The organism is Halobacteriovorax sp. JY17 (assembly GCF_002753895.1).
Taxonomy (GTDB): Bacteria; Bdellovibrionota; Bacteriovoracia; order Bacteriovoracales; family Bacteriovoracaceae; genus Halobacteriovorax.
This window is the reverse complement of the sequence record NZ_NJER01000001.1, coordinates 334,601-355,242: the sequence shown is the minus strand read 5'-3', so window position 1 is coordinate 355,242 and position 20,642 is coordinate 334,601. Positions and strand designations below refer to the sequence as shown.

Genomic DNA, 20,642 nt, shown 5'->3' with positions numbered 1-20,642 from the left:
CTATTCCTTTAGACAAATAATCCTCATTCTATCTGGATCACTTGGACGACTTTCACTTCGATGTGAGTTAGGTATAAATTTTATATTTTCATCTACACGTAAGTAAACTATTTTAAGGCCAGATTCGCAAATTATTTGCTCTATTTCTCTAGACGAAAGAATCGTCCGAATGGGAATATCGCCCTCAAAGAGAACCTTAGATTGGATGTCATAATTTTGATTTGCATCGAAACTCATTCCTCTCCCTTCGCACATAACCTCTAATACTAAGTGGCCGTGGGGGTTTAGCAGATCAAAAACTTTCTTAAAGTATTCTTTAAAAGCGTTAACTCCAATGAGACAATGAAGGAGATGAGCATCAAAGAGTAAATCCCATTTTTTTAACGGTTCAAAATCTAGGAAATCACAGTGATAGACTTTTATTTGATACTTATGAGTGAGAAAATCGGCAGCGGTCTTACTTACTTCTAGCCCCTCAACTTCCCGAAAACAAGTATTTCTATTTAGATGAAGGCCTCCACCACAGCCTAATTCCAAAGAAGTGTTAGGAATATCTTTATTTGGTAGAGACTTATAGATCTCCAGTAGCTCAAGTAGTGAGAGATGGGGTGTAAAGACATAACTATCTGATAATTCATTTCTAAACTTTTCTTCATAAATTTGCATTTAGAAATTATAGCAGAAGAAATCATGTTGTTTCTACACTGTGCGCAACAATGAATTTAATTGCAAAGAAAAAGATGGCATAGTCATTGCTATCTATTTAACCATCACCCATCAAAAGAAGAAATGGACATCTTTTTAGGGACAGAATGGAACTAACTGGTGTCTGCTTGCAACTAAATAGTCTTTACAAGGCCATAGTGACACCTAAAATTTTGAGGAGAATGCTTGTAATGAAATTATTAATGAAGCTAAGAAGCAACACTAAGGCCACCACTTCACTAACACTTGCCCTTTTATTTTCGATTTCTCCTACCATCCTAGCGGATGATCCAAACTGGGCCAGAGGTTATATTGGAAACCCAAGCTTTAAAATTAATGATGATCCAGACTTACAAGATAGAATTAGAAAAGTTGAAGTGACAAAGGCTGCCTTCGAGCAATCGCAAGCAAAGCTCAATAGACAACAAACGCAAGTTAATAATCTTCAAAAGAAGAAACAAGGACTAGCGCAAGAAATATCTAAACTAACAACAGATATTTCCAAGGCCATCACTGAGAAATCTAAAAGTGAAGATGAGTTAAAAAAGAATAAGAATCAAATTCAAAGTATTCAATCAAACCTCACTAATGCTAAAGACAAGCTTGCAAAGAAAGAACTAGAGCTAACTCAGGCCAATGGAACTCTTTCAAATAAGAAACAGAAGCTAGAAAAACAAGAAGCAGCCTGTGTGGCAACACCAGCTCCGGCCTGTACGAAGAAGATTGAAGAATTAAAGCAAGATATTGCAGTCTATGAGTCACAAATTGCTCAACTAAAAAAACAAGCAGGTAATCTCACAGAGAAAGTCGCAAATATTCAAAAGAACTTAACTGCAACTGAAAATAAAATAGCTGGCCTTAAAAAAGAAATCAATGCTCTCGATACACAGATAACTAACAAGAATAAGAAAGTTGTTGAAAGTAAGAAAGAATTGGCAGCGTCAACGAATCAGTTAAACGTTGCAAGTAATCAGTTAAATACACTAAAAAGAGAAACAAAGAACTTAGCGGCAGCTCTTGATATCGCTCAACTAGATCGTCAAAAGTTTAGAGAGAGAATAATTGCAAGAGTCTTAGATGCAAATTCAAAAGGTGGAAATGAAGGTTCCCTAGACGGTGAATCAGATGGAAGATTTCTTTCAAATCGTCTTGGAACTCACTACGGTTCTAGAGACGGTGAAAGTGATGGCCTAATCGATGGAACAAGAGACGGTAGAGAACGCCAAAGAGATATTGGTTATCAAGAAGGACAGCACGACGGAGCAGCGAGAGCTCTTCAAGCGGGAACAGAGGCCGGAACAAGAGAAGGTACTTACGCTGGAAATATTGATGCCGCCAAGAGAGTTGCAACAGTTGACGGAACAAATAGAGCAAACTCATCTGATGCAGCAAGTGTAGGAGCAGACCAAGGCTCACAAGCGGGAATACAAAGAGCAATTCAAACAGGTAACCAAATTGGAACAAAGAATGGTGAACAAGAGGCCATTAAGAAATTTGAAAGCAGATCACTAGAGACAAAGAGTGTTCAAGGCTCATTTGCAGGATCATTCTCCAGAGTGATTCCAAGCTTTCCAGTAGATCACAGGGGGAGAAACTTCAACCCTGAAGGTGGTTTCGCTAGAAAGATCGTTGAGCTTGCTTTCAAAGATGGATATAAGAATAGATATAGAAATAGACTTAGATCAACTTACGAAACTGTTGTTCCAAGAATCTATAATGATTCATATACTGCAAGCTACCAAAATAACTATGATGACTCTTATGGAAGATCCTACCCAAATGACAGACAAGCCGGATACGACCAAGGTGAATCAGATGCTTACAATAGAGACTACGGAGTTCACTACGATAGTGCTTATAACCACTACAGAACAGAGTTTAGCTTAAGGCCAAATACATCTTCTAATGAGTATCAAACAACTTATAGAAATGTTGAATCTTCTGTATATCAGTCACAGTACGAAAGTATTAGAAGTGCTGAATTCAGAAGAGTTGAAGCAAATACATTCAACACAAATATCGCAGCTCAAACAGAAATCTTTAGAGCTAAGAGACATGCAGCGGTATCAAAAGTCTACGCAGAGAATTCTGTTTTAAAGTATATCTCATCTTCAATTGTTGATGGTGGTATAAATGGAGTAGCAGCGAAAGATGGTGTCTTCCAACCAGGTGAGACGACTTTTCACAACCTTGTTATTCAAAACTTTGGAGACAAAGAAGCTAAGAACGTTGTTGTTATTATGGAAAATGGGGAGAAATCAACGATTGCTTCTATTCCAGCAAAATCAACAACAACTGTGAAGGGAGCTTCAAAGTCAAAGGTTTCAGGTGGACTAGCTTCGGCAGATACTAAAATTCTTAGCGTTTACTCTCCTGTGACTGCAGAGGCGGCAATCCAAGGAAGACACTACGCCAATATCGCTCAAGGGAAAGTAAACTCAGGAGATACTAAGTCTCATAGAGTTGCCTATCCTCTTGCTCTTACAGGCCTATCAACTAATGGAACACTAATCATTGGAAAGAGTAATACAATGAGCGTTAATCTCTTAAATAACTCTAAGAGAAATTACACTGGTGAAATTAAAATTGAAGTTGGTACAGATGCAAAATCAAAAATTATTACGAAAGAATTTAACTCGGTATCGGCACTTAATACTTCAGTTGCATTAAAGGACTCTGTGGTAAATGTTTCAAATGAAGCAGATATCTACTCTCCAATTACTTTTAAAGCAAAAGTAACAAAGAATGGAGTGACTCTTGGTGTGCTAGATAGAAATCTCGTGACAATGGCGAAGGCTCCTTATGTTGAAAAATCAGGAAAGCCAGTAGTTGTAGCAAACTCTGATCAATCAGCTAGAGATCTAGTAGACTTACTTGCAACAATGGGTGGATTACAGGGTGCAAGTGTTCTTGATACTTCTCTAAGAACTCTTAACAACAGTCCTCTTTCAAAAGGTGTTAACGGGAAAACTCTTCTTCTCTTAGAAAAAGGTGCCGTTAAAGATATAGATGGAATGCTTAAGAAATCTTCAAGCACATCCGTTGTCTTAATTGACGAACTTCAAAATGGTTTCAATGGAATTAAGTCCATCTCTACTTTCAAAGATGCAGAAGACTTCGACTTCAATGTTTCAGGAGTTAGTACAAGTACGAAAGTAATCTTTGCAAACCCAATGAGAGCTTCAGGACTAAAGACTGCTGTTCCAGTTCTTTCTTCTGATATTAAATCTTATAAGAAGTATTTAGCACTTGCTGAATTAATGAAACTATCTAATGACCAAATTCTTAAGAAGATTGAATCATCTGTTTCTAAGAATTCATTCTTTGCTTCAAGTACAGCGGATAAGCAACTTCTTCAAATGGGAATGATTAGAGGAATTGATGAGACAATGAGAATTAACAAGCACTACGACTTAAGTGGAAGTGGGCTTGGACGAGAAAAAGAGATTGCAAATTTATTAAAGGAAGATGATTCTCTCTTTCATAATAGACTTGGAAAATTAGTTGACGGAAAAACTAGAGATAAAAATGTTTCACTATTTCTCTTTGCTCACGATTTCTACTATACTATGAGAAATGCTCTTAAGTTCTATGATCCAATTGAAGATCGTGTTAAGTTTGCAATACAAAATAGAATGTTTGGAGCACTCTTTATTTCAGCAGCACTAAAAGATGTTGATAAGAGTTACAAGGATCTTAAGAAGTATGACAAGAATCTCTATAAGAAAGTTTCAGCTAATAAAGGTCTTCATGCACCTTTTGCCATGGCCGAAGAAAGAGATTAATTTAAAATTAAAAATACAGGGGGGACTTCTGTCCCTCCTCTTTCTCTCACCCCTCACTCATAGTGCTCCTTTAAAAATTGCGATTTTAGATACAGGTTTCTGTAGTGAGAGTTTAAGTTTTCCAAAGAATATTAAAATTCATCCCTCTGTAGACTTAACAAGAAGTAATAACTTTAAATGTAATGACTTAAAAGAAACAGATAGAAGACTTCACGGGAATTGGGTTCTTAAACAATTTCTAAGTACTTTAAAAGTTAAAGAGGAAGTTGAAGTTTTCCCTCTCATTATTTTTGATCGAAATGCTCATCAACAAATAGACTCGTGGAAGAAGGCCTTCACTAACCAAGAAAATTATCACCTCTACATCATCGCTGCGGGAATGAGAAGAACTAAAGAGCTTGCGTCTATAGAGATTAAAACACCTCTCTTTGTAGCAGGAGCAACAATTGGTAGAGGAATTGGCTATAAGACTCTTCTTTGGCCACAAAATCAATATAAGAATCCCAACGTCTTTACTGTCGGAAACTTTTCTAAAGCAAATAAAGATCTACCGGCAAGGCCTGATTACACACTTATTAATTCTACTCAGATGAAGTATTTTTTTAGTGGTGGTGGAGATAGTGATTTTTTCAAGGGAACAAGTAGGGCCACGGCGACGGCTGCAGCAAGGGCCATTAACCTCTGCTATAGTAAATTCTTAAAAAAGAATGGAATTCAAACTTGTTTAAAAGAGAATTCAAAAGAAGTTGAAATTTTTAATGACAAAGAAAAAATAAAAATCCTTACTCTTTAAAAATCTTCTTAAAGATATGCTGAAAAAATACCTCTAAGCCAATGCATTTGCGGTAACTGACAAAGTAGGAGTAGCGCTCCAAAAGCAATTTGTAGTAAACAAAAAATCATAATAACAACATAGAAGAAGCTTGCGCCAAACTTGAACTTTCTACTTATATTTAATTCTATAAGTGCTCTCTCCTCTCTTTCTATTTCAGCAGCAAGGAAGAGCTGTGCCTGTTCATTCCACTTAGAATAAATCTGCTCTTCTTCAAGAGAGAGATTGCTATTTGAGTCCACCATAATTTTCCCCTTAAGCTATTTAACGGTTAAATACGCCTTTGCTCAAGTGAAGTTATGGTTAACTAAATTTACTTTTCTAGCTGAATTTAATTGAGAATTTTTACTTTCTTAACTTTCTTCTCCAATTGCTCTCTTCCACTCACTTGTTGGCGGTATTAACTTTCTTTTCTTTAAATCAAAGAGGCCAAAAGAAATAATCATTGTGGAAGCAACTGTTCCATCAGCTTTAATCATGGATTGTTCCATATCCATTACCAGAGAGTTTTTCATTCCAAGATTCTTTGACTTGATAATGATGTCTTCTCTATTTTTTAGTTCAGAAGTAAATTTAATATTTAGCTCCAAGACTACTGGGCCTATTTTCTTTTCTTGGATTTCATTTAATCCAAAACCACCTTTAGTGATAAAGTCCCACCTAGCCTCTTCATATAGAGAGAGATAGATCGCATTATTCACATGTCCAAAGGTATCGAGATGCTTTTCTAAGATCGTTACAGGGTACTCAAAAGAAGTCATACGTTTAGTCCTCATTTTTCAATAATGGCAACTATAATTGCCATTCGCTATTGTCTTTATATACTTTCCATCATCTTTTAAAAGTCGCTCAAAGTAAATTATTTCAGCTATTTGTCCATCACATAGCTTATTATTTAACCCTTCTATTCAAGATAATCTAAGAAATAACCGACAAGTTTCGTATAATAAACCTAGGTATCAACTTAACTGGTTAAAACTTATGAAAAAACAAACTCAAAAACACTTTCCTACTCTTGTACTCTTTGTATTTACGAGTCTCTTTAGTCAAACCTATGCAGATATTCTGGACATCCCTCCAAATGTTGAGAGTGCTCCGAAAACTATTAAGAATGAGTTGTATGGTCCAGAAATTTCTTCATGCCAAGAGAGAGCTGGAGAAGGCTGGAAAACGAGCAAGCCAGACTATAGTGAATACGCTAAAAGAGAAATTAAAGAAGCCACCATTGAGTTTAATAAAAACATCACACAGGTTTCACCTAGCCTTGCCACTTTCTTAGAAGATAAGAAAATTTCTGACTTTATAGATCTAGATACCTATAAGATTAAAAGCGATTCATATGTATTAATACAAGATCCTGATCAAACTAACTCAATGGGAGCAGGATATTTTATTATGCCAAGAGGCGCACGAGACAGTAGACAATTTTTTGTCGATCAACAAAATTCCGTAGAAACTAGATGTAATGACAATAATTTTGGATTAAGTTGTTCAGCAACGCTACCTGGGAAATTTCAAGAGTTGGCAAAAATAAATAAATATATCTCCGAAAAAGAAGTTTCTAAACTTTTAAAAAACTTAAACACAATTATTGGAAGTTATAAGAAGACGTATCATACTATAATTGAAAATGTTGCAAAATGCTCGGCCCTTTATGCTGTTATTTCTAATGGTAAAGCAGTAAGGGGAATGGATCTATCTGAAAACAATAGAAGTCAAAGTTCAAAAACTTACGATGGAAAATTAAAATGTGAAAGTCTTGGCTACGAAACTCAAGATTATAAAGCGTGTGCTGAAGCTGCAACTTATTACGATGCAGTTTTCATTGGAAGAAAAGCGGTAGAGACTGTTCAACAATTTCAATATATGGATAAGTCCATGGACATCCAAACAGAGATGGCCAAGAATGCTCAAACAGATGCAGCTGCAGGCTTAAAAGCGCAGAAGCAAGATATTCAACAAAAAGCAGAGATGGCAAGAACAAGAGCTGCAACAGAAACAGCTGCTGTTGGAGCTCTATGGCATTCAATGCAAAAGATACCTTCTATAGAACAAATAGGAGAAGAGTGCCAAAACAAAATAGAAAGTGCCAACAATCTACAAGATTTTAGTACAAACTTATCTGCACTTTATAAAAATGCTGTGAATGATAAAATTGGCCCCTTTAATGACCCAGGAATAGCAGAAGAGATTAAAAGTAATATAGATGGAGCATGTTCTACCTATGTAATAAATGTTGGACAAACTGCGAGCCACGCTCTCATTCAAAATGGGGACGCGCGAGAAATTATTCAACAGGCCCTAATTGATGCTGGTGTAAATATCGCCACAATGCTTGGGACTGCAGAGATTTTAGATAAGCAGGCTGGACGAGTTGGCGACGCCATTAAATTAGTTAATGATCACGATCCAGAATCCCTCGCCTATGACTCACAAGATATTTTAGCAACAGAATGTCAGATTAATCCTGGTTCTGAAAATTGTGTGAATGCCAAGTATGAAAGAGGTGTTGGTTACCATAATGATGGTATCAGTGTTAGCGGATTACAATTTGCAACTTCTGACTCAACTCTTCCAATCGATGAGACCACGAGGAATACGGAAGCCGCTGGAGATAATACAAATAGAACAAATACTATAGGTGGAATTGGTGCCACTATTGATGCTGTTGATAAAGGCAGTGGATTAGCGGACTCTCCACTTGGAGCTGCTTCAGTTTCTTCAACAGGGGCTAACGGTCTAGGTGCCGGTGGTGGCGGAGGCGGAGCCGCCGGTGGTGGTGCTTCAGCTCCGGCCAATGGTTCGGCCAGAACTGGTGGTCAAGGTGCCAATAAACCATATGTAGGAAGCTCAAAGAAAGTTAAATACTCTGGTGGTTCCGGACTAAGCTTTAGCTCAGGCGCTAGAAGAGTTGCTAAGAAAGAAAAAGCTGAAAACCCTTTCTCAAGTCTATTTGGAAAGAAGGGTGCAAATAAGAATGGTGTTCTAAACTTTAGAGGTGTCGCTTCAGATGTTGGCTCAAAGAATGGATCAATCTTTCAGATGATTTCTAAAAGATATTCAGCAGTTAGCAAAGATAAGAGACTTGAAGAGTACCAAAAAGTGAATAAATAAATTGTTACGATGTAATTTCTACAAAGTGCGCCATGCGTAAAAAGTCCTGTGGTATAAATAAGAAAAAAAATATCACAGGATTATAAAATGAAGAAAAAGGCCCTAATTCTTGCCACAATCATTTCGATGACTAATGTCTACTCCTCAGAGATAGATCCTTTTAATAATAGGTCACAACCATTGAAAGACTCTCTTCCCGCTTTAAATGACAAAGCAAATTTTATGATGGAAGACGCCCTCACAAAGTTAAATAAGAAAGATCACGCCTGCTCTGAGAAAAAACTCTACAAAGCGCTTCGAAAGAAATTCAAGAATCAATACACTTCAGAGTTTGGGAAGTGGGTTGTAGATACTGATGAATTAGATAAAGTCACCACTAAGACAAGTGATTCAATATACCAAGAATTCAAATGGTACCAGGCCATTATCCCTGGACTCCTTGCTAAATTTAGCGACCCTGCAGGACAAATTATGAATGTAGGTGGAGTTCACGTTGGTACAGATAAGTTCGAGCACTTCTCAGGCTCAGGCTTTAACTACTTTAAGAAGTATTACTTAAAAGGAAAATCCCTAGAGGACGCAATGAATATCGGCTACAGAGCAGAGACCGGAATTATGGGAGCGACTATGACAGGTGTCATGAGCTTTGGTGATATGGTTGCAAACTTTAATGGAATGCGTTTTTGGAATACAATGCTTGGTCAACATAAAGATGTCCTCACTCAAGAAGAAGTCTCGCCATATATTACATGCGACGAAGATCAAAAGTGGCAGCAAGTTAAAGAAATCGACTTTGGAGTCTTCGTTGACAGCGCATGGGATGAAGGAATCAACTGTTCTTGGCTAAGAACAGAGAGTTTGCTCAAGAAAGTAAAAGAAAGAATTGCTGAATATAACGAAAGAACAGGACAAAACCTTGGATGCCCTCTAAACCGTGAAGCCCTTGAAGCTGCGGGAGAGAAATACAAGGACTTACCAATACAAATTATAAACTATGAAGGTCATCAGGCCTTAAATTCACAAGAAGACTAGGGCCAGTTAAGGCCCTTCTTTTTTTCATGGTGCCAATCGGCCATCACTATTTCAGTAACTTACATTCTTATTTATTGGCACAAGTCTTGTAGTAAAAGCCCTATCACCCATTGTTTAAAGGAGTAAAACAATGAGACAGAGTAACTACAGAATTAAGACCAAGGCAAATATCATCAACTCGAAGCTTCCTGCGGCAGTAATCTCTTTAAAATTATTTACTTACTGGGCCCTCGTCATGGGAGACTGGCTCATGAAAATAAGCTAGAGATGTTTGACTAAGGTTGCCAATGTCACCCCAAAACGTATAGCATAGTCAAAGGAATGACACTTGAAAGACAATAAAGGAACGGCCATTTTGATGGAAGAAAATATTAGAAACCTATTAACCAGTGAATTGCACTGCGCTTGGTCTTATTTTGAAAGACTAACTCACGCAATTACCGATCTTTCAAAGATTGCTCAACTACCAGAGTCTAAAGATCTCACTCAGAAAATGAATTTTGATATCGTTGAGCTTCTTGAAGTTCACGTTTTTTCAAAAGAATTCATCAGTGAAAGTGTTCGAAATATCTCACTGAGAGAATTGAAATATAAATGTAAAGATACGACTGAACTTATAGAGAGAATGATACGTCTAGAATTAAATAGCGAACAAACTCTTGAGACGACAGTCAGCTTTATCAATCTTCTCTACGAATATGCCTATGAATGGCACCACCTCGTTTCCGACTTCACAGAATTAAGTATTCAACTTCCAAGAGTAAACTTAGTAGAGGCCATTGTCTCATCACCTAAGCACCTTCTTAAATTAGAAGAAGATATTAATAACTCACTAAAGGAAGAAACTGAAGATCTCCTCATTGATTCAGAACCAAGACTTCATAGTAGCGGCTTTTCCATTATCGATGGAGGAGCGCAGCTCGATGTTGAATTTATGGATGAAGAAGACTTTGACGATGAAGAGGAAGACGAAGAGGCCCAAGAAGATAGAATTATTCCTCTCTTTAAATTAGATAAGGAAAATATTATTCGCTTCCAAGGTGCTGGACTTGGCTCAATAGGAAGCCTTGAATGGCAGAGAGATAAGAAGTACGATAAACTTCTTCATGAAGGTCATGAGGCCGTTTTCGATAAAGACTTCGCTCTTGCACTCGACAAATTTAGCAAAGCTTTAAACTATAAAGAAACCGCAGAGGTACTAACTTTAATTGGTTGGGTACACTCTCTCGAAGGTCGTTTAGATAAAGCAAAATCATACTGTCTTAAGGCCATTCAAAATGATGCCGATTACGGACCTCCATACAACGATCTAGGAACATACCTTCTCAGTGAAGGCCAAGTTGAAGAGAGTTTCAAGTGGTTTGAAATGGCAAAGAAGGCCATAAACTATCAAAATAGAGAATATCCTTATATCAACTCTGGAAGAGCTTATATGACTATTAAGAACCTTCCTAAGGCCCTAGAAGAGTTCTCTAAAGCACTAACTCTAGCTCCGTATCATGAAGAATTACACGCTACTGTTGAGAGGCTCAAAAAATCGATCCATTCAAGTTCTAATGTAGATGACTTCAAAGTAAATTGGCAGAGTTCATCGGAAATAGAAACTACAGAAACAGACGACTCTCCACTTAATTAGTGCTACAATTACTGACATAATTAATTTTTTAAAAGGTTAAATATGTCAGTAGTTAAAAGAAAAGATCTCGAAAAATTTCTCAATAATCTCCTAAATATTTATGAATTCCAGGACTATGGACCGAATGGTCTTCAGATCGAAGGTGCCGAAGAGATAAGGAAAGTCGCCTTTGCCGTGTCTGCCACAAAACACTCAGTAAATGAAGCGGTTAAAGCAGGAGCTGACGCTCTCATTGTTCACCATGGACTCTTTTGGAAGTTTCATGGAACAAGACCCCTAAAAGGTCCATTTGCAAAGAGAGTCTTTCCACTTATAAAAAATGATATCAGCCTCTTTGGTTATCACCTGCCACTAGATGCTCATCTAGAAGTTGGAAATGCCGCCGGAATCTCTAAGCAATTAGAACTCACTGATATTAAACCTTTTGGTGACTACAAAGGCTCACCTACTGGACTAAAAGGAAAGCTTCCAAGGAAGTTAAAGAGAGAAGAATTAGCTAAAACTTTAGAAGGTATTCTAAATCATCAAGTTATTTTCTCCACACCAGAAGATCAAGAGACTATCAACTCCCTTGCCATTATTACTGGAGGCGCTAATAGTGAATGGTCCCAGGCCATGCGTGAAGGTGTTGACGCTTACTTAACGGGAGAAATGAGTGAGCACGATTGGCATGAAAGTGCAGAAGCAGGAGTGACGATGTTCGCAGGAGGACATAATGCCACAGAACAATTTGGTGTTCAGCAGCTCATGGAAAGCGTGCAAAAGAAGTTTTCTCTAGATTGTTTATATATCGAAAGTAAAAACCCTGCTTAGCTTATCACTGATTAGCAAAGTCTATTGGAAGAGCTCCCATATGATGGAGCTTATCCATATTCTTTGGAGTAATTCCAGTACTCACAAGTTTTCCATCTTCATGAGTAGCAATGGTTTGAGAGAGAATATTACTTCCTTCCATTCCTGTAATTTCTTGAATAGTTTTTAAAATACGATTCCCCTCTCTATCTCTTGAGAGTTGAAAAATTAAATCCACTGCCGTACTCATCTGTCTTCTCACTACATGGTAGGGAACATCGTATCCAGACATGAGAAATAGAGTTTCCATTCTATTGATACACTCTGCGGCTGAATTAGCGTGAAGAGAAGTCATACTACCGTCGTGACCAGTATTCATCGCCTGGAGAAGATCAAAGAGTTCTCCTCCTCTAATTTCTCCAAGAATAATTCTATCAGGCCTCATTCTTAAAGTATTTTTCACAAGATCTCTAACTGAAATATCACTCGCTTCAACCTTACTTCCCGCTTCTAATCTTACAAGATTTGGTGTCGAAAGATTTAGCTCCAGTGTATCTTCAATGGTAATTATTCTTTCAGCAGGACTCACCTCTTTAAGTAAGAGATTCATAAAAGTTGTCTTACCTACTCCCGTCCCTCCAGAGATAATGATATTCATTCGCGCCGACACTGCGGCCTTTATAAACTCAACCCATTTTGGATCGACACTAAATATTCCGGGTGAACTATCAAAGTCTGTAATTGTTCTTATATACTTTCTAATCGAAATAGATGGAAAGCCACTGACAAAAGGCTCCACTATCACATTTATTCTTGATCCATCAGGGAGGCTTCCATCCATGATTGGACTCTGTTGATTACATACTTTCTTATTGTAGTCAGCAATTTCTTCGATGAATTTATAAATATCCTGCTTTGTTAAAGAAACATTTAACTGAATAAATTGCCCCGCCCTTTCAACAAAGACATTTTTAGGACCATTAATAACAATTTCAGTGATACCTTTCTTAGTATTTAAATCATTGATTAATTTCCAAACTGAGTTTTCATTTGTCATAAATATCCTATACGTGATCCATTACAAAAATTTCTTTTTCATTTATTGAGCTACCATAAGCTAAGAAGTTATTTACCATCAAAAGTTTTTGCTCTTCGCTCAACTTCTCGTAAATTTGTTCGTACTTCTCCCCATTGGCAATATGTCCTTTAAGAACATCTAGTCCGAGAAAATAAATTAAGTGCTTAATTAGAATAACTAATAAATCAATTTTTACTGTACGAGCAGAAGAGAGTCTAAGAATTTCTAAAACATCATCAATATAAAAGTTACTAGAAGATGTCGATTTACCCAGAAGGTTTTGTTCAATAGAAGACATCTTTAAATAGAAGCCTAGCAGGAACCCCCTAGAATAACCTCCAATAGCAAAAGGCTTTAAGAGATCTTCGAATCCTAGAATACCATAGCAATTTCCAGTCTTCACCGAACTTGGGTACTCTCCATTAATTAAGTTTTCTATATAGAGACAAGAGAAGCGGTCACGTATTCCATGCCAGCCTGCTGACTTTAATACCTTTTCTACATTTCCAGATGTATCAACATCTTTAAAAATTTGCCTAAACAGAAGATACATTCCTCTACGTTCAATAATATGACCTGAAAGTTCCGAAAAGTTCTTGCCAGAACTTTGCATATTTACTTTAAGTAGATGAGTAAAGTCATCTGGTAAATTTGCGAAAAAATATTCCAATGATTACCTCTTATAAACTTTTCTTATATTCTAACTCGTTAAAATTTGGGCAACAAGTGACGACTTTGTTTCCCTGTTAAAAGTGCTATAATTAATTGAGGTCTTATGAGAATTCCAATTTATGAAGAACTAGTACTTGATCATTTTTCAACAGATTATCTTAAAGAAAAGATAAAGGCTTCAAAAGTAGGCTCTCTTCCCATGTATACGAGTCTACATAATGTTTCTGAAGCTGAAAGGGCCAATGTTGTCTCTAATATTGAACAAGCTCTAAAAGAGTTGCATAAGAACCCACTCTTTCCTTATCCCTACTATATTGTTAGTGAGACTCCGATTAAAGGAACTCTCATGAGCGTTTTTCAATCTGTGGATGAGCTCCCTAGTCATTATTTTAAGAAATCAAAGAGGCTAAAGAATAAAGAATTGATGCTTTTAAATAAAGTTGGTGTTCTAAATGAGAAAGTTATTAATATGAACCTCTACGAGAACCAGAAAATTATTCAAGAATCTGCAGTTGATCAACGAAGCTTATACAAACAAACAAAAGAGCTAAATTTCTATGAAGAAATTGCTTACTTAATTCAAGAGAACGAGAATTAGATATGGTAAAGAAGAAAATAATTACAAAAGAAAAACTTGATGAAATGAAGGGCTTTGAAGAGATTATGGATCTCGTAGTCAATGAGCATGAGAAAATAGAAGTCGAAAAAAAACAAAGAGAGTCAGATAAAATCAACGACTCCTATCACTTGTATAATTTTCTTGAGGATGAAGCCTCTAGATTAGAGAAGCTATCAAAGTTCTTTGGGACAAAGATTAATAATTTCAAAAATTTCAATCAAACAAAGCATATTCTAAAAAAGCAAAGCCAACAAAAGACTCTCACTAAGAGTGATCTCGCTGAATATGAAATGAAAAAAAATAGTCCACTAAATATTCAGCTTGGAAAATTATTCAACTCTCTCTTTTAAAGGTACTAACTCAAGAGTCGATCTTAGAAACTTATCTTGGCAGGCAAGTACAATATAACTCCCCTTCTCGAACTCACTTACATCTAGATACTTACAATTCGAAGGAATAGTAAAACTAGAATAGATAGGCGATGCGAACTCTCCATCATTAAAGACCATTGAATAAAGGCGATCTCCGTAAATAAGAGAAGAATCAACTAGAATACCTCTCGCTTTAGAGTCTCTCGTTTCAATATTTACCTTCTTAAAGGTTTCAGAAAAACTCACTCCCGGAAAGCTACTTTCTCGGTTAATTGGAAGCTTCTGGGACGGGCCATCGTTGTCAATTGCATGGATATAGTATCTAGACTCAAGCAAAACAAGGCTTTCATTACCACTTTTTTTGAAGTCAAAAATATCTATAATCAAATCCCCCCAACTCTCAGTTTTAAAGTTTTGAACTGATCTTTCACCACTCAAATCCCAAAAAACTGTTCGAAGTTCTTGTCTAGAGTTAAGCGCAAACGAAGCATTATACTGAGTAGAGTCCTTTCTTGAGATAAGAGTTCTATTGGAATCTAGGCTTAAACCATAGAAGAATATCTCATCTACTGAATAAGTCCCCTTTTCCAAGTAATTAATATGGAAGTACCTCTTTGAGAACTCATTCCCTGAAATAATAATTGCTTCAAGAGAGTTCGATAATTTATCTTGATCAAAGAGGTGGTCAAAGGCCAAGCTCTCTCTAGCTCCAATTGAAAACTTCTCTCTAAAATCATTTAAAAATGAAAGCGATGCTAAAGTTCTAACTTCCAAACTTACTTCACCGTTTAAAATAATAGGATTTAAAAAGTATGGTTTATTTGAAGCAACTCCATCAGGAATACGATCTATCGGGTCTCTTGTATTATCCGCTTCTGGCATGAGCCAACTCTTCATAAAAACAGGAACTTTAACTTTTCCAAATGTTAGAAAATCGACATTTAAGAATTCAAAACGAATTTCACCATTAAAGAATGGTAGTCCTTCAAAAGTTGAAATCTCTAAGAACCACTGAGAATGATCCCCGTATAAAGGCTTTCCTTCAAAGTTTACAAAACTTAAAACGAGGTGCCTCTCTTCTTTAGAAAGAGAGTAAATCATATAATCTTCAGCACCATCATTGTTAAAATCATTTTTGATGATATTAATGAGTTTTCCAATCTCAGCAATTTCGATCCTAATTCTCTTAATGCTATCCGTATGAATTTTTGCCAACTCCACAAGCGATGTTCCAGCTGTCGTTGCCTTTCTTTGAACAAAGTAATCAAGACTATGACTGTCAAATTTATTTGATACAACTTTTCTAAGTCCTGACGACATTCTTCCATTTTCAATTGAGAGAACTTCAGAGTCTTTAAAAGGTAATTTCTTAGTTTTCTTATCAGCAACCTTGAGCATATCTCTAACCAGAGCGATCTCATGGCCAAAAGTAATTCCATTCCACTTAACATCTAAACTTAAATGAGACGAAGTTCTAAAGTCAGAAATATTGGCCTTCACAAGAACACTAGAATTTTCAGTTTGAGAAACTTCTTCTTTAGAAAATTTCTTACTTAAAATAACTCTCTGCCCATCTCTGATAATTACTTCAAAATCTAATTTTGAAATATCTTTCCCAAGAGATCTAAATGAAAGATTAAAATCAAAAGTTCCATCTTCTAGAACTCTAACTTCCGAGAGAGCTTTAAATTTAAAAAGTGGGTATCCATTAGTAATATCTGTATCGAGAATTTTACTAAAGTTAACTTTTCCGTACTTCACACGCTTATTAGAGTCACTAATTGTAGCGCTCTTAAAAAGTCTATATTTAATCTCATCAAAACTCATTTCTAAATTATTTGACTTAAGTAAGGCCACAAGACCCGAAACAAAAGGAGCTGCCTGTGATGAACCTTGCTTAATTTCATAACCTGGAATTCTTAAGATTCTAGACTCTAAATTTCTCGGATAAGTACTGAGAATACTCTCTCCTGGAGCTGTTAGGTCAACTTTTCCTCCAAAATTAGAAAATTCAGGAATCTCCCCTTTATTGTCCATAGCTCCAACACAAATGACTTCATCGTATGAACAAGGGTAGACTGGTAACTTCTTATTATTATTTCCTGCAGCAACAATAATCGCAACGTTTCTCTTGATTGCAGTATCAATAGCATAGCGAACTTTCTTCGTATGAATGAGAGCTGGCCAACCAAGACTTAGATTAATGACTGAAGCTCCATTTGTTACCGCGTAGGCAATTGCATCTGCGATAATATTAGTAATGACCTGCTTCCCATAAACAAAGGTCTTCACTTTTGAGTTTAAGATTTTAAGAGGCATAATTTCAACATTCTTTGAAGCTATTCCCTTAATACCAATTCCATTATTCTCAGCTGCTGCAATAATTCCAGCAACGTGTGTTCCGTGACCAATATCATCTGTCACATCAGGATTTCCATCTAGGAAATTCCAACCGTGACAATCTTCCTTGGCCATTTCTTCTTCGCTCATACCTTTGCACTTAGGATTTAGCCAGATATTCTCTTTTAAATCAGGATGGAAAATATCCACACCTGAATCAATGACGGCCACAACAACTTTCTTCTTAGATGCTACATAATTTTCAGGTAGTCCAATATCCTGCCCTGGAACTCCTCTTACAAGCTCTCTAGTAAGTTCACCTGTTGCACGAAAAATAGGTTGCCCAATATTCTTAATTCCCCACTGCATACTCGAGAGAGGATCATTAGCAAATGAGTTTAAAGATAAAAAGAGAGAAAATAGTATTAACTTATTCACTAGATACTCTCCCTTAACCATGAGCCGTCGAACTCATTTGACTGCATCTCCATACTTGACCTAACTTCTTCTACTGGTCCGTTCCAGTACTTACCGCTAACCTTTCCAATAGAGTTACCATTGATAGGGCTTGTGAGAATATCACTCTCTTCTCTAAAACCAGTGATTTTCCCATAAATATAGATATTGTCTTTACCTATGATTTCTTTAAAGTCTTTAAATTCAAGGTAACTCTCATAGAGAATAGCAAGATCCACTAAGCATGAAACAGCAGAGTCTTTATTATTTTTAAACTTATCTTCACACTTAGCTCTCTTATCAATGAAGACTTGAAAGTTTCCACATTTAATTTTCGTGGCAATAGGAGCTCCATTTAATCGAGTTGTTGAACAATGTCTTCTGTCGTAATTCAAACGTCTATACTTCCGACCAAGTTCTGTGATTTGTTTTTCACTATAATTTAAAATATTCCATACACCTTTTTCATAGATGTTTAAGTTAACAAAAATTGAATAAAGCTTAAGAGTAGTTGCATCGTTGGCATCATCATCAGAAAAAATATCTGCACCAAATTGATCATTCAATTCTTTAATTACCTTTTTGAGTTTCTTTTCTTTAATTTTCCAACCTTCTTTTCTCACTTCCATCGCGAGAAAAGCGTCTTTATACTTCTTAGTTCCACTAGTCTCTTCAGAAAATCTAGATTCAAATCTAAAGCCTTCAGTTGAACTCACACCAGTAAAAGTTCTAGCAGGATTCTTCCACGGCTCATTCCTAAGAGTAATATGTTCAGTAATTTGATTTAAATAGTAATTAACGACATCACGACCAAATGCCCAGTTATTAGCACCTATTTGTTTTTCATGTGTATACTTATAGAAGTTTGCTTCAAACTTATCAGGAGTAAGGACACTTATCTTTCCTCTCTTTTTTAATTTCTTAAGTCTCCAATTTAAAAAAGAGTACTTAGTACTTGTGTCTCTAAAGTCATTCTCGACTCTATAAGGAGACTGATAATTTTCCAGAAGCTCTTTTTCACCTTTTTGCAAGAGTGCATTTAAAGCTGTTGCTCCCTTAAATAGGTTTGGATTCTCAACTAGATCAGGATTAATATTTACATTATACATTTCAATATTGTACTTCCCCTTAGCGCGGCTGAAATCAATACGAGTAATTGGTATATGATTGTCAACACCAAGTATAAATCCTAGCTCTCCAAGCTCTCCATTATCGATATAAACTTGAATAGTATCAGCAGTACTTCTATAGATATGAATTCTCTTAACAAGAATAGAGTTTGAATTGAGTGTAAGAGAAATTTTTGTGTTCGCCCATGAGTAACCACCTCTGCCCATAAAGCTCGGAGTTAATCTGTCAGTCATAACCAATGACTCTCCAACTCCAATCTTCTTACTTAAACTATCTACAATTATTTTCGCTTTCTCTTCTCTAATCTCTTCATCAGTGACACTTTCTAAATTCGTAAGATTTCTAAGCTCTGCTTCAACATCTCTCTTAAAAAGAGAAACTACCATATTCTTGTAAGGCTCCTTAAGAGATGCTTTTAGAGAACTTACTGGTTTTAAATGTGTATAAGTCTTAACGTAACTAACTTGACCTCTCATAGCAGCGGAGTAGCCAACAGGTAATCCTTCAAAACCAATATTTGCACCAAGTGAGACAGCAAATCCAAAAGTGTCAGCAGTTTGAACAAGGTGATCACTTCCCTGGTGATTTCCAACAACAACATCACGAGAAAGAATAAGGCTTCCGTTAACAATTGGAGAGACCCAAGCTCCTACTTGCTGCTCTAGAAACTCTCCCGTTTCAACATAGTGATCAAGACCTTCTTGAAATTCTTCTTTATAGTAATCAAGACGAGCATCATTAATATCAAAGGCCTGAAGTTCAGTATTTACTCTTCCAACTAAGTTTTCAATAACATCAGATTGAAGTTTACTTAGAAGAGAGTACTTAAACTCCTTAAAAGGAGACTCTGGATCACCGTAAGCAAAGCGTGAACCATAACCTTCAAACTTCTCTTGAAGTAATCTTCCTTCTTTAAGATTTTCTCCTGAGCTAATTTTAGAATTAAATGCAATATCATCAATATCAATTGCGAAGACCTTCATTAAACTATTTCTTCTAGAAATTAATTTTTCAATTAGTAAGTCCCCTACAACTTTAGGGTAGTGAGATTTTTGAACAATCTCCTCAAAGTCTTTTCTTTCAAATAGTTTTATTTTATTTAATATCCACTTAGCATCATCAATAGTTGGATTCATATCAGCGAGAGTAAAGTGTTTTAACTCTACTGCATTTTCTTCTATTCTTCCCGCTTTCCAGCTTAGTACATTAACACTCTCATCTAAATTTAAAAGAGCGTATGGAACAACTAGAGATCTAAGAGTTCTAGTTCTTAATGTTTTAGGTGGTACTCCAAAGGCTAAATTGTAATGATCATTAAATGTAGGAAGCATAACCATTACATCCTGGAGATCTATTGAGAATTCGGTGTCCGCAACGAGCCACCTAGAAGGAGCTCCAAAAGTATTTTCTGGGACAACCCTATTTAGAAAATTTTCTTTTTCTTCATTAGAATTAAATCTGATATTTAATTTCTTTTCATACTTCATCGAAGGAATGATAAAGCCTAGCTTTCTAAGTAAATTTCTTCTAAGAAAGAAAGTATGAAGGTTCTTATCGATTGCAATAGTGAGAACATTCCCAGTTCCTTCATCTAAAACACTGAATCTAAGAGTTCCCGATTGAGAGGCAATCGTTCCTAGAAAAACTAATCCATCTTGAGTCACAGGAAAATTATCTATCTCTGTATTTAAAATAAAATCTTCTTTATGTTTCCAAACAGCACTCTCTTCTGGGTCTAATTTAGATAAATCAAGTGGATTATAAGAATCATTTTGCAACTGCCAAGCTGTCTCAGAAGAAATTTTACCAAGCTCAGGATGAATTAAATCGTTACTTGGAATTCTTGAACTATCCAGTGGAATCAGCTCTGTTGCGGCGAAAGTACTCACACTTAGAAATGCAGTAAATAGAATGACTTTTAATAAATCCGACATTTGATAAATTCCTTCAAGTAAAATGATTTACAAGTAATAACACGCCAAGTCATCAGATTGTAGCAAGTATGTAAAATGTAATGGGTGTGTCAGAAGGTAAGTACTTAAAAAAACAGGGCCCCAAAAGGCCCTGTCGATCATTTTC

General features: G+C 36.2%; 16 protein-coding genes. 9 read left to right on the top strand and 7 right to left on the bottom strand.

Annotated features, from left to right (window positions below; translation table 11 throughout):
* Nucleotides 1-666 carry a class I SAM-dependent methyltransferase gene (locus tag CES88_RS01650; RefSeq protein WP_290730015.1) on the bottom strand — a complete coding sequence of 222 codons (666 nt, stop codon included), beginning with the start codon at nt 664-666 and terminating at the stop codon, nt 1-3.
* 230 nt (nt 667-896) lie between these two features.
* Between CES88_RS01650 and CES88_RS01645 the strand changes: the two genes are divergently transcribed.
* Together CES88_RS01645 and CES88_RS01640 are read left to right on the top strand one after the other, a co-directional pair.
* Nucleotides 897-4,490 carry a hypothetical protein gene (locus tag CES88_RS01645; RefSeq protein WP_290730013.1) on the top strand — a complete coding sequence of 1,198 codons (3,594 nt, stop codon included), beginning with the start codon at nt 897-899 and terminating at the stop codon, nt 4,488-4,490.
* Nucleotides 4,456-5,283 (top strand): hypothetical protein, encoded by an 828-nt coding sequence (locus CES88_RS01640; protein WP_290730011.1) that lies wholly within the window; start codon nt 4,456-4,458, stop codon nt 5,281-5,283. The genes CES88_RS01645 and CES88_RS01640 overlap by 35 nt, the downstream gene beginning before the upstream one ends.
* A gap of 8 nt (nt 5,284-5,291) precedes the next feature.
* On the opposite strand, the gene CES88_RS01635 is transcribed toward CES88_RS01640, so the two are convergent.
* Both CES88_RS01635 and CES88_RS01630 read right to left on the bottom strand, forming a co-directional pair.
* Nucleotides 5,292-5,567: a hypothetical protein gene (locus CES88_RS01635; protein ID WP_290730009.1), complete on the bottom strand. Its 276-nt coding sequence runs from the start codon at nt 5,565-5,567 to the stop codon at nt 5,292-5,294.
* Between the two features lie 108 nt (nt 5,568-5,675).
* Nucleotides 5,676-6,083, bottom strand: a complete 408-nt coding sequence (locus tag CES88_RS01630) for an acyl-CoA thioesterase (protein WP_290730006.1) — start codon at nt 6,081-6,083, stop codon at nt 5,676-5,678.
* Nucleotides 6,084-6,303: 220 nt separating this feature from the next.
* On the opposite strand from CES88_RS01630, the gene CES88_RS01625 reads away from it, so the two are divergent.
* The 5 genes from CES88_RS01625 to CES88_RS01605 all read left to right on the top strand — a co-directional run bounded on the left by CES88_RS01625 (nt 6,304) and on the right by CES88_RS01605 (nt 11,917).
* Nucleotides 6,304-8,436 carry a hypothetical protein gene (locus tag CES88_RS01625; RefSeq protein ID WP_290730004.1) on the top strand — a complete coding sequence of 711 codons (2,133 nt, stop codon included), beginning with the start codon at nt 6,304-6,306 and terminating at the stop codon, nt 8,434-8,436.
* A gap of 87 nt (nt 8,437-8,523) precedes the next feature.
* Complete coding sequence (locus CES88_RS01620) at nt 8,524-9,468, top strand: hypothetical protein (RefSeq protein ID WP_290730002.1); 945 nt, start codon at nt 8,524-8,526, stop codon at nt 9,466-9,468.
* 130 nt (nt 9,469-9,598) lie between these two features.
* Nucleotides 9,599-9,733, top strand: coding sequence for a hypothetical protein (locus CES88_RS01615; protein ID WP_290730000.1), 135 nt, complete (start codon nt 9,599-9,601; stop codon nt 9,731-9,733).
* A 63-nt stretch (nt 9,734-9,796) separates the two neighbouring features.
* Complete coding sequence (locus CES88_RS01610; RefSeq protein WP_290729998.1) at nt 9,797-11,104, top strand: hypothetical protein; 1,308 nt, start codon at nt 9,797-9,799, stop codon at nt 11,102-11,104.
* A 42-nt stretch (nt 11,105-11,146) separates the two neighbouring features.
* A complete protein-coding gene (locus CES88_RS01605; RefSeq protein ID WP_290729996.1) occupies nt 11,147-11,917 on the top strand; it encodes a Nif3-like dinuclear metal center hexameric protein in 771 nt (256 codons plus the stop codon).
* A 4-nt stretch (nt 11,918-11,921) separates the two neighbouring features.
* Here the strand turns inward: CES88_RS01605 and CES88_RS01600 are convergent, their stop codons facing one another.
* Both CES88_RS01600 and CES88_RS01595 read right to left on the bottom strand, forming a co-directional pair.
* Nucleotides 11,922-12,953, bottom strand: coding sequence for an ATPase, T2SS/T4P/T4SS family (locus tag CES88_RS01600; protein ID WP_290729994.1), 1,032 nt, complete (start codon nt 12,951-12,953; stop codon nt 11,922-11,924).
* A gap of 7 nt (nt 12,954-12,960) precedes the next feature.
* Nucleotides 12,961-13,644, bottom strand: coding sequence for a hypothetical protein (locus CES88_RS01595; protein ID WP_290729992.1), 684 nt, complete (start codon nt 13,642-13,644; stop codon nt 12,961-12,963).
* A gap of 105 nt (nt 13,645-13,749) precedes the next feature.
* On the opposite strand from CES88_RS01595, the gene CES88_RS01590 reads away from it, so the two are divergent.
* Together CES88_RS01590 and CES88_RS01585 are read left to right on the top strand one after the other, a co-directional pair.
* Nucleotides 13,750-14,244 carry a hypothetical protein gene (locus CES88_RS01590; RefSeq protein WP_290729990.1) on the top strand — a complete coding sequence of 165 codons (495 nt, stop codon included), beginning with the start codon at nt 13,750-13,752 and terminating at the stop codon, nt 14,242-14,244.
* 2 nt (nt 14,245-14,246) lie between these two features.
* Nucleotides 14,247-14,615: a hypothetical protein gene (locus CES88_RS01585; RefSeq protein ID WP_290729988.1), complete on the top strand. Its 369-nt coding sequence runs from the start codon at nt 14,247-14,249 to the stop codon at nt 14,613-14,615.
* Here CES88_RS01585 and CES88_RS01580 read toward each other — a convergent pair.
* Nucleotides 14,595-17,414: a S8 family peptidase gene (locus tag CES88_RS01580; RefSeq protein WP_290729986.1), complete on the bottom strand. Its 2,820-nt coding sequence runs from the start codon at nt 17,412-17,414 to the stop codon at nt 14,595-14,597. The genes CES88_RS01585 and CES88_RS01580 overlap by 21 nt on opposite strands.
* The gene (locus CES88_RS01575) at nt 17,414-20,497 is read right to left on the bottom strand and encodes a hypothetical protein (protein WP_290729984.1); all 3,084 of its coding nucleotides are present in this window, start codon (nt 20,495-20,497) and stop codon (nt 17,414-17,416) included. Before CES88_RS01575 ends, CES88_RS01580 begins: the two co-directional genes overlap by 1 nt.
* Nucleotides 20,498-20,642: the final 145 nt, after the last annotated feature.

What these genes read in the sequence shown, in the direction of transcription:
- CES88_RS01615 (WP_290730000.1), top strand. Translation starts at nt 9,599, where the DNA reads ATGAGACAGAGTAACTACAGAATTAAGACCAAGGCAAATATCATCAAC.
- CES88_RS01650 (WP_290730015.1), bottom strand. Translation starts at nt 666, where the DNA reads ATGCAAATTTATGAAGAAAAGTTTAGAAATGAATTATCAGATAGTTAT.
- CES88_RS01625 (WP_290730004.1), top strand. Translation starts at nt 6,304, where the DNA reads ATGAAAAAACAAACTCAAAAACACTTTCCTACTCTTGTACTCTTTGTA.
- CES88_RS01590 (WP_290729990.1), top strand. Translation starts at nt 13,750, where the DNA reads ATGAGAATTCCAATTTATGAAGAACTAGTACTTGATCATTTTTCAACA.
- CES88_RS01620 (WP_290730002.1), top strand. Translation starts at nt 8,524, where the DNA reads ATGAAGAAAAAGGCCCTAATTCTTGCCACAATCATTTCGATGACTAAT.
- CES88_RS01645 (WP_290730013.1), top strand. Translation starts at nt 897, where the DNA reads ATGAAATTATTAATGAAGCTAAGAAGCAACACTAAGGCCACCACTTCA.
- CES88_RS01600 (WP_290729994.1), bottom strand. Translation starts at nt 12,953, where the DNA reads ATGACAAATGAAAACTCAGTTTGGAAATTAATCAATGATTTAAATACT.
- CES88_RS01575 (WP_290729984.1), bottom strand. Translation starts at nt 20,497, where the DNA reads ATGTCGGATTTATTAAAAGTCATTCTATTTACTGCATTTCTAAGTGTG.
- CES88_RS01635 (WP_290730009.1), bottom strand. Translation starts at nt 5,567, where the DNA reads ATGGTGGACTCAAATAGCAATCTCTCTCTTGAAGAAGAGCAGATTTAT.
- CES88_RS01605 (WP_290729996.1), top strand. Translation starts at nt 11,147, where the DNA reads ATGTCAGTAGTTAAAAGAAAAGATCTCGAAAAATTTCTCAATAATCTC.
- CES88_RS01585 (WP_290729988.1), top strand. Translation starts at nt 14,247, where the DNA reads ATGGTAAAGAAGAAAATAATTACAAAAGAAAAACTTGATGAAATGAAG.
- CES88_RS01630 (WP_290730006.1), bottom strand. Translation starts at nt 6,083, where the DNA reads ATGACTTCTTTTGAGTACCCTGTAACGATCTTAGAAAAGCATCTCGAT.
- CES88_RS01640 (WP_290730011.1), top strand. Translation starts at nt 4,456, where the DNA reads ATGCACCTTTTGCCATGGCCGAAGAAAGAGATTAATTTAAAATTAAAA.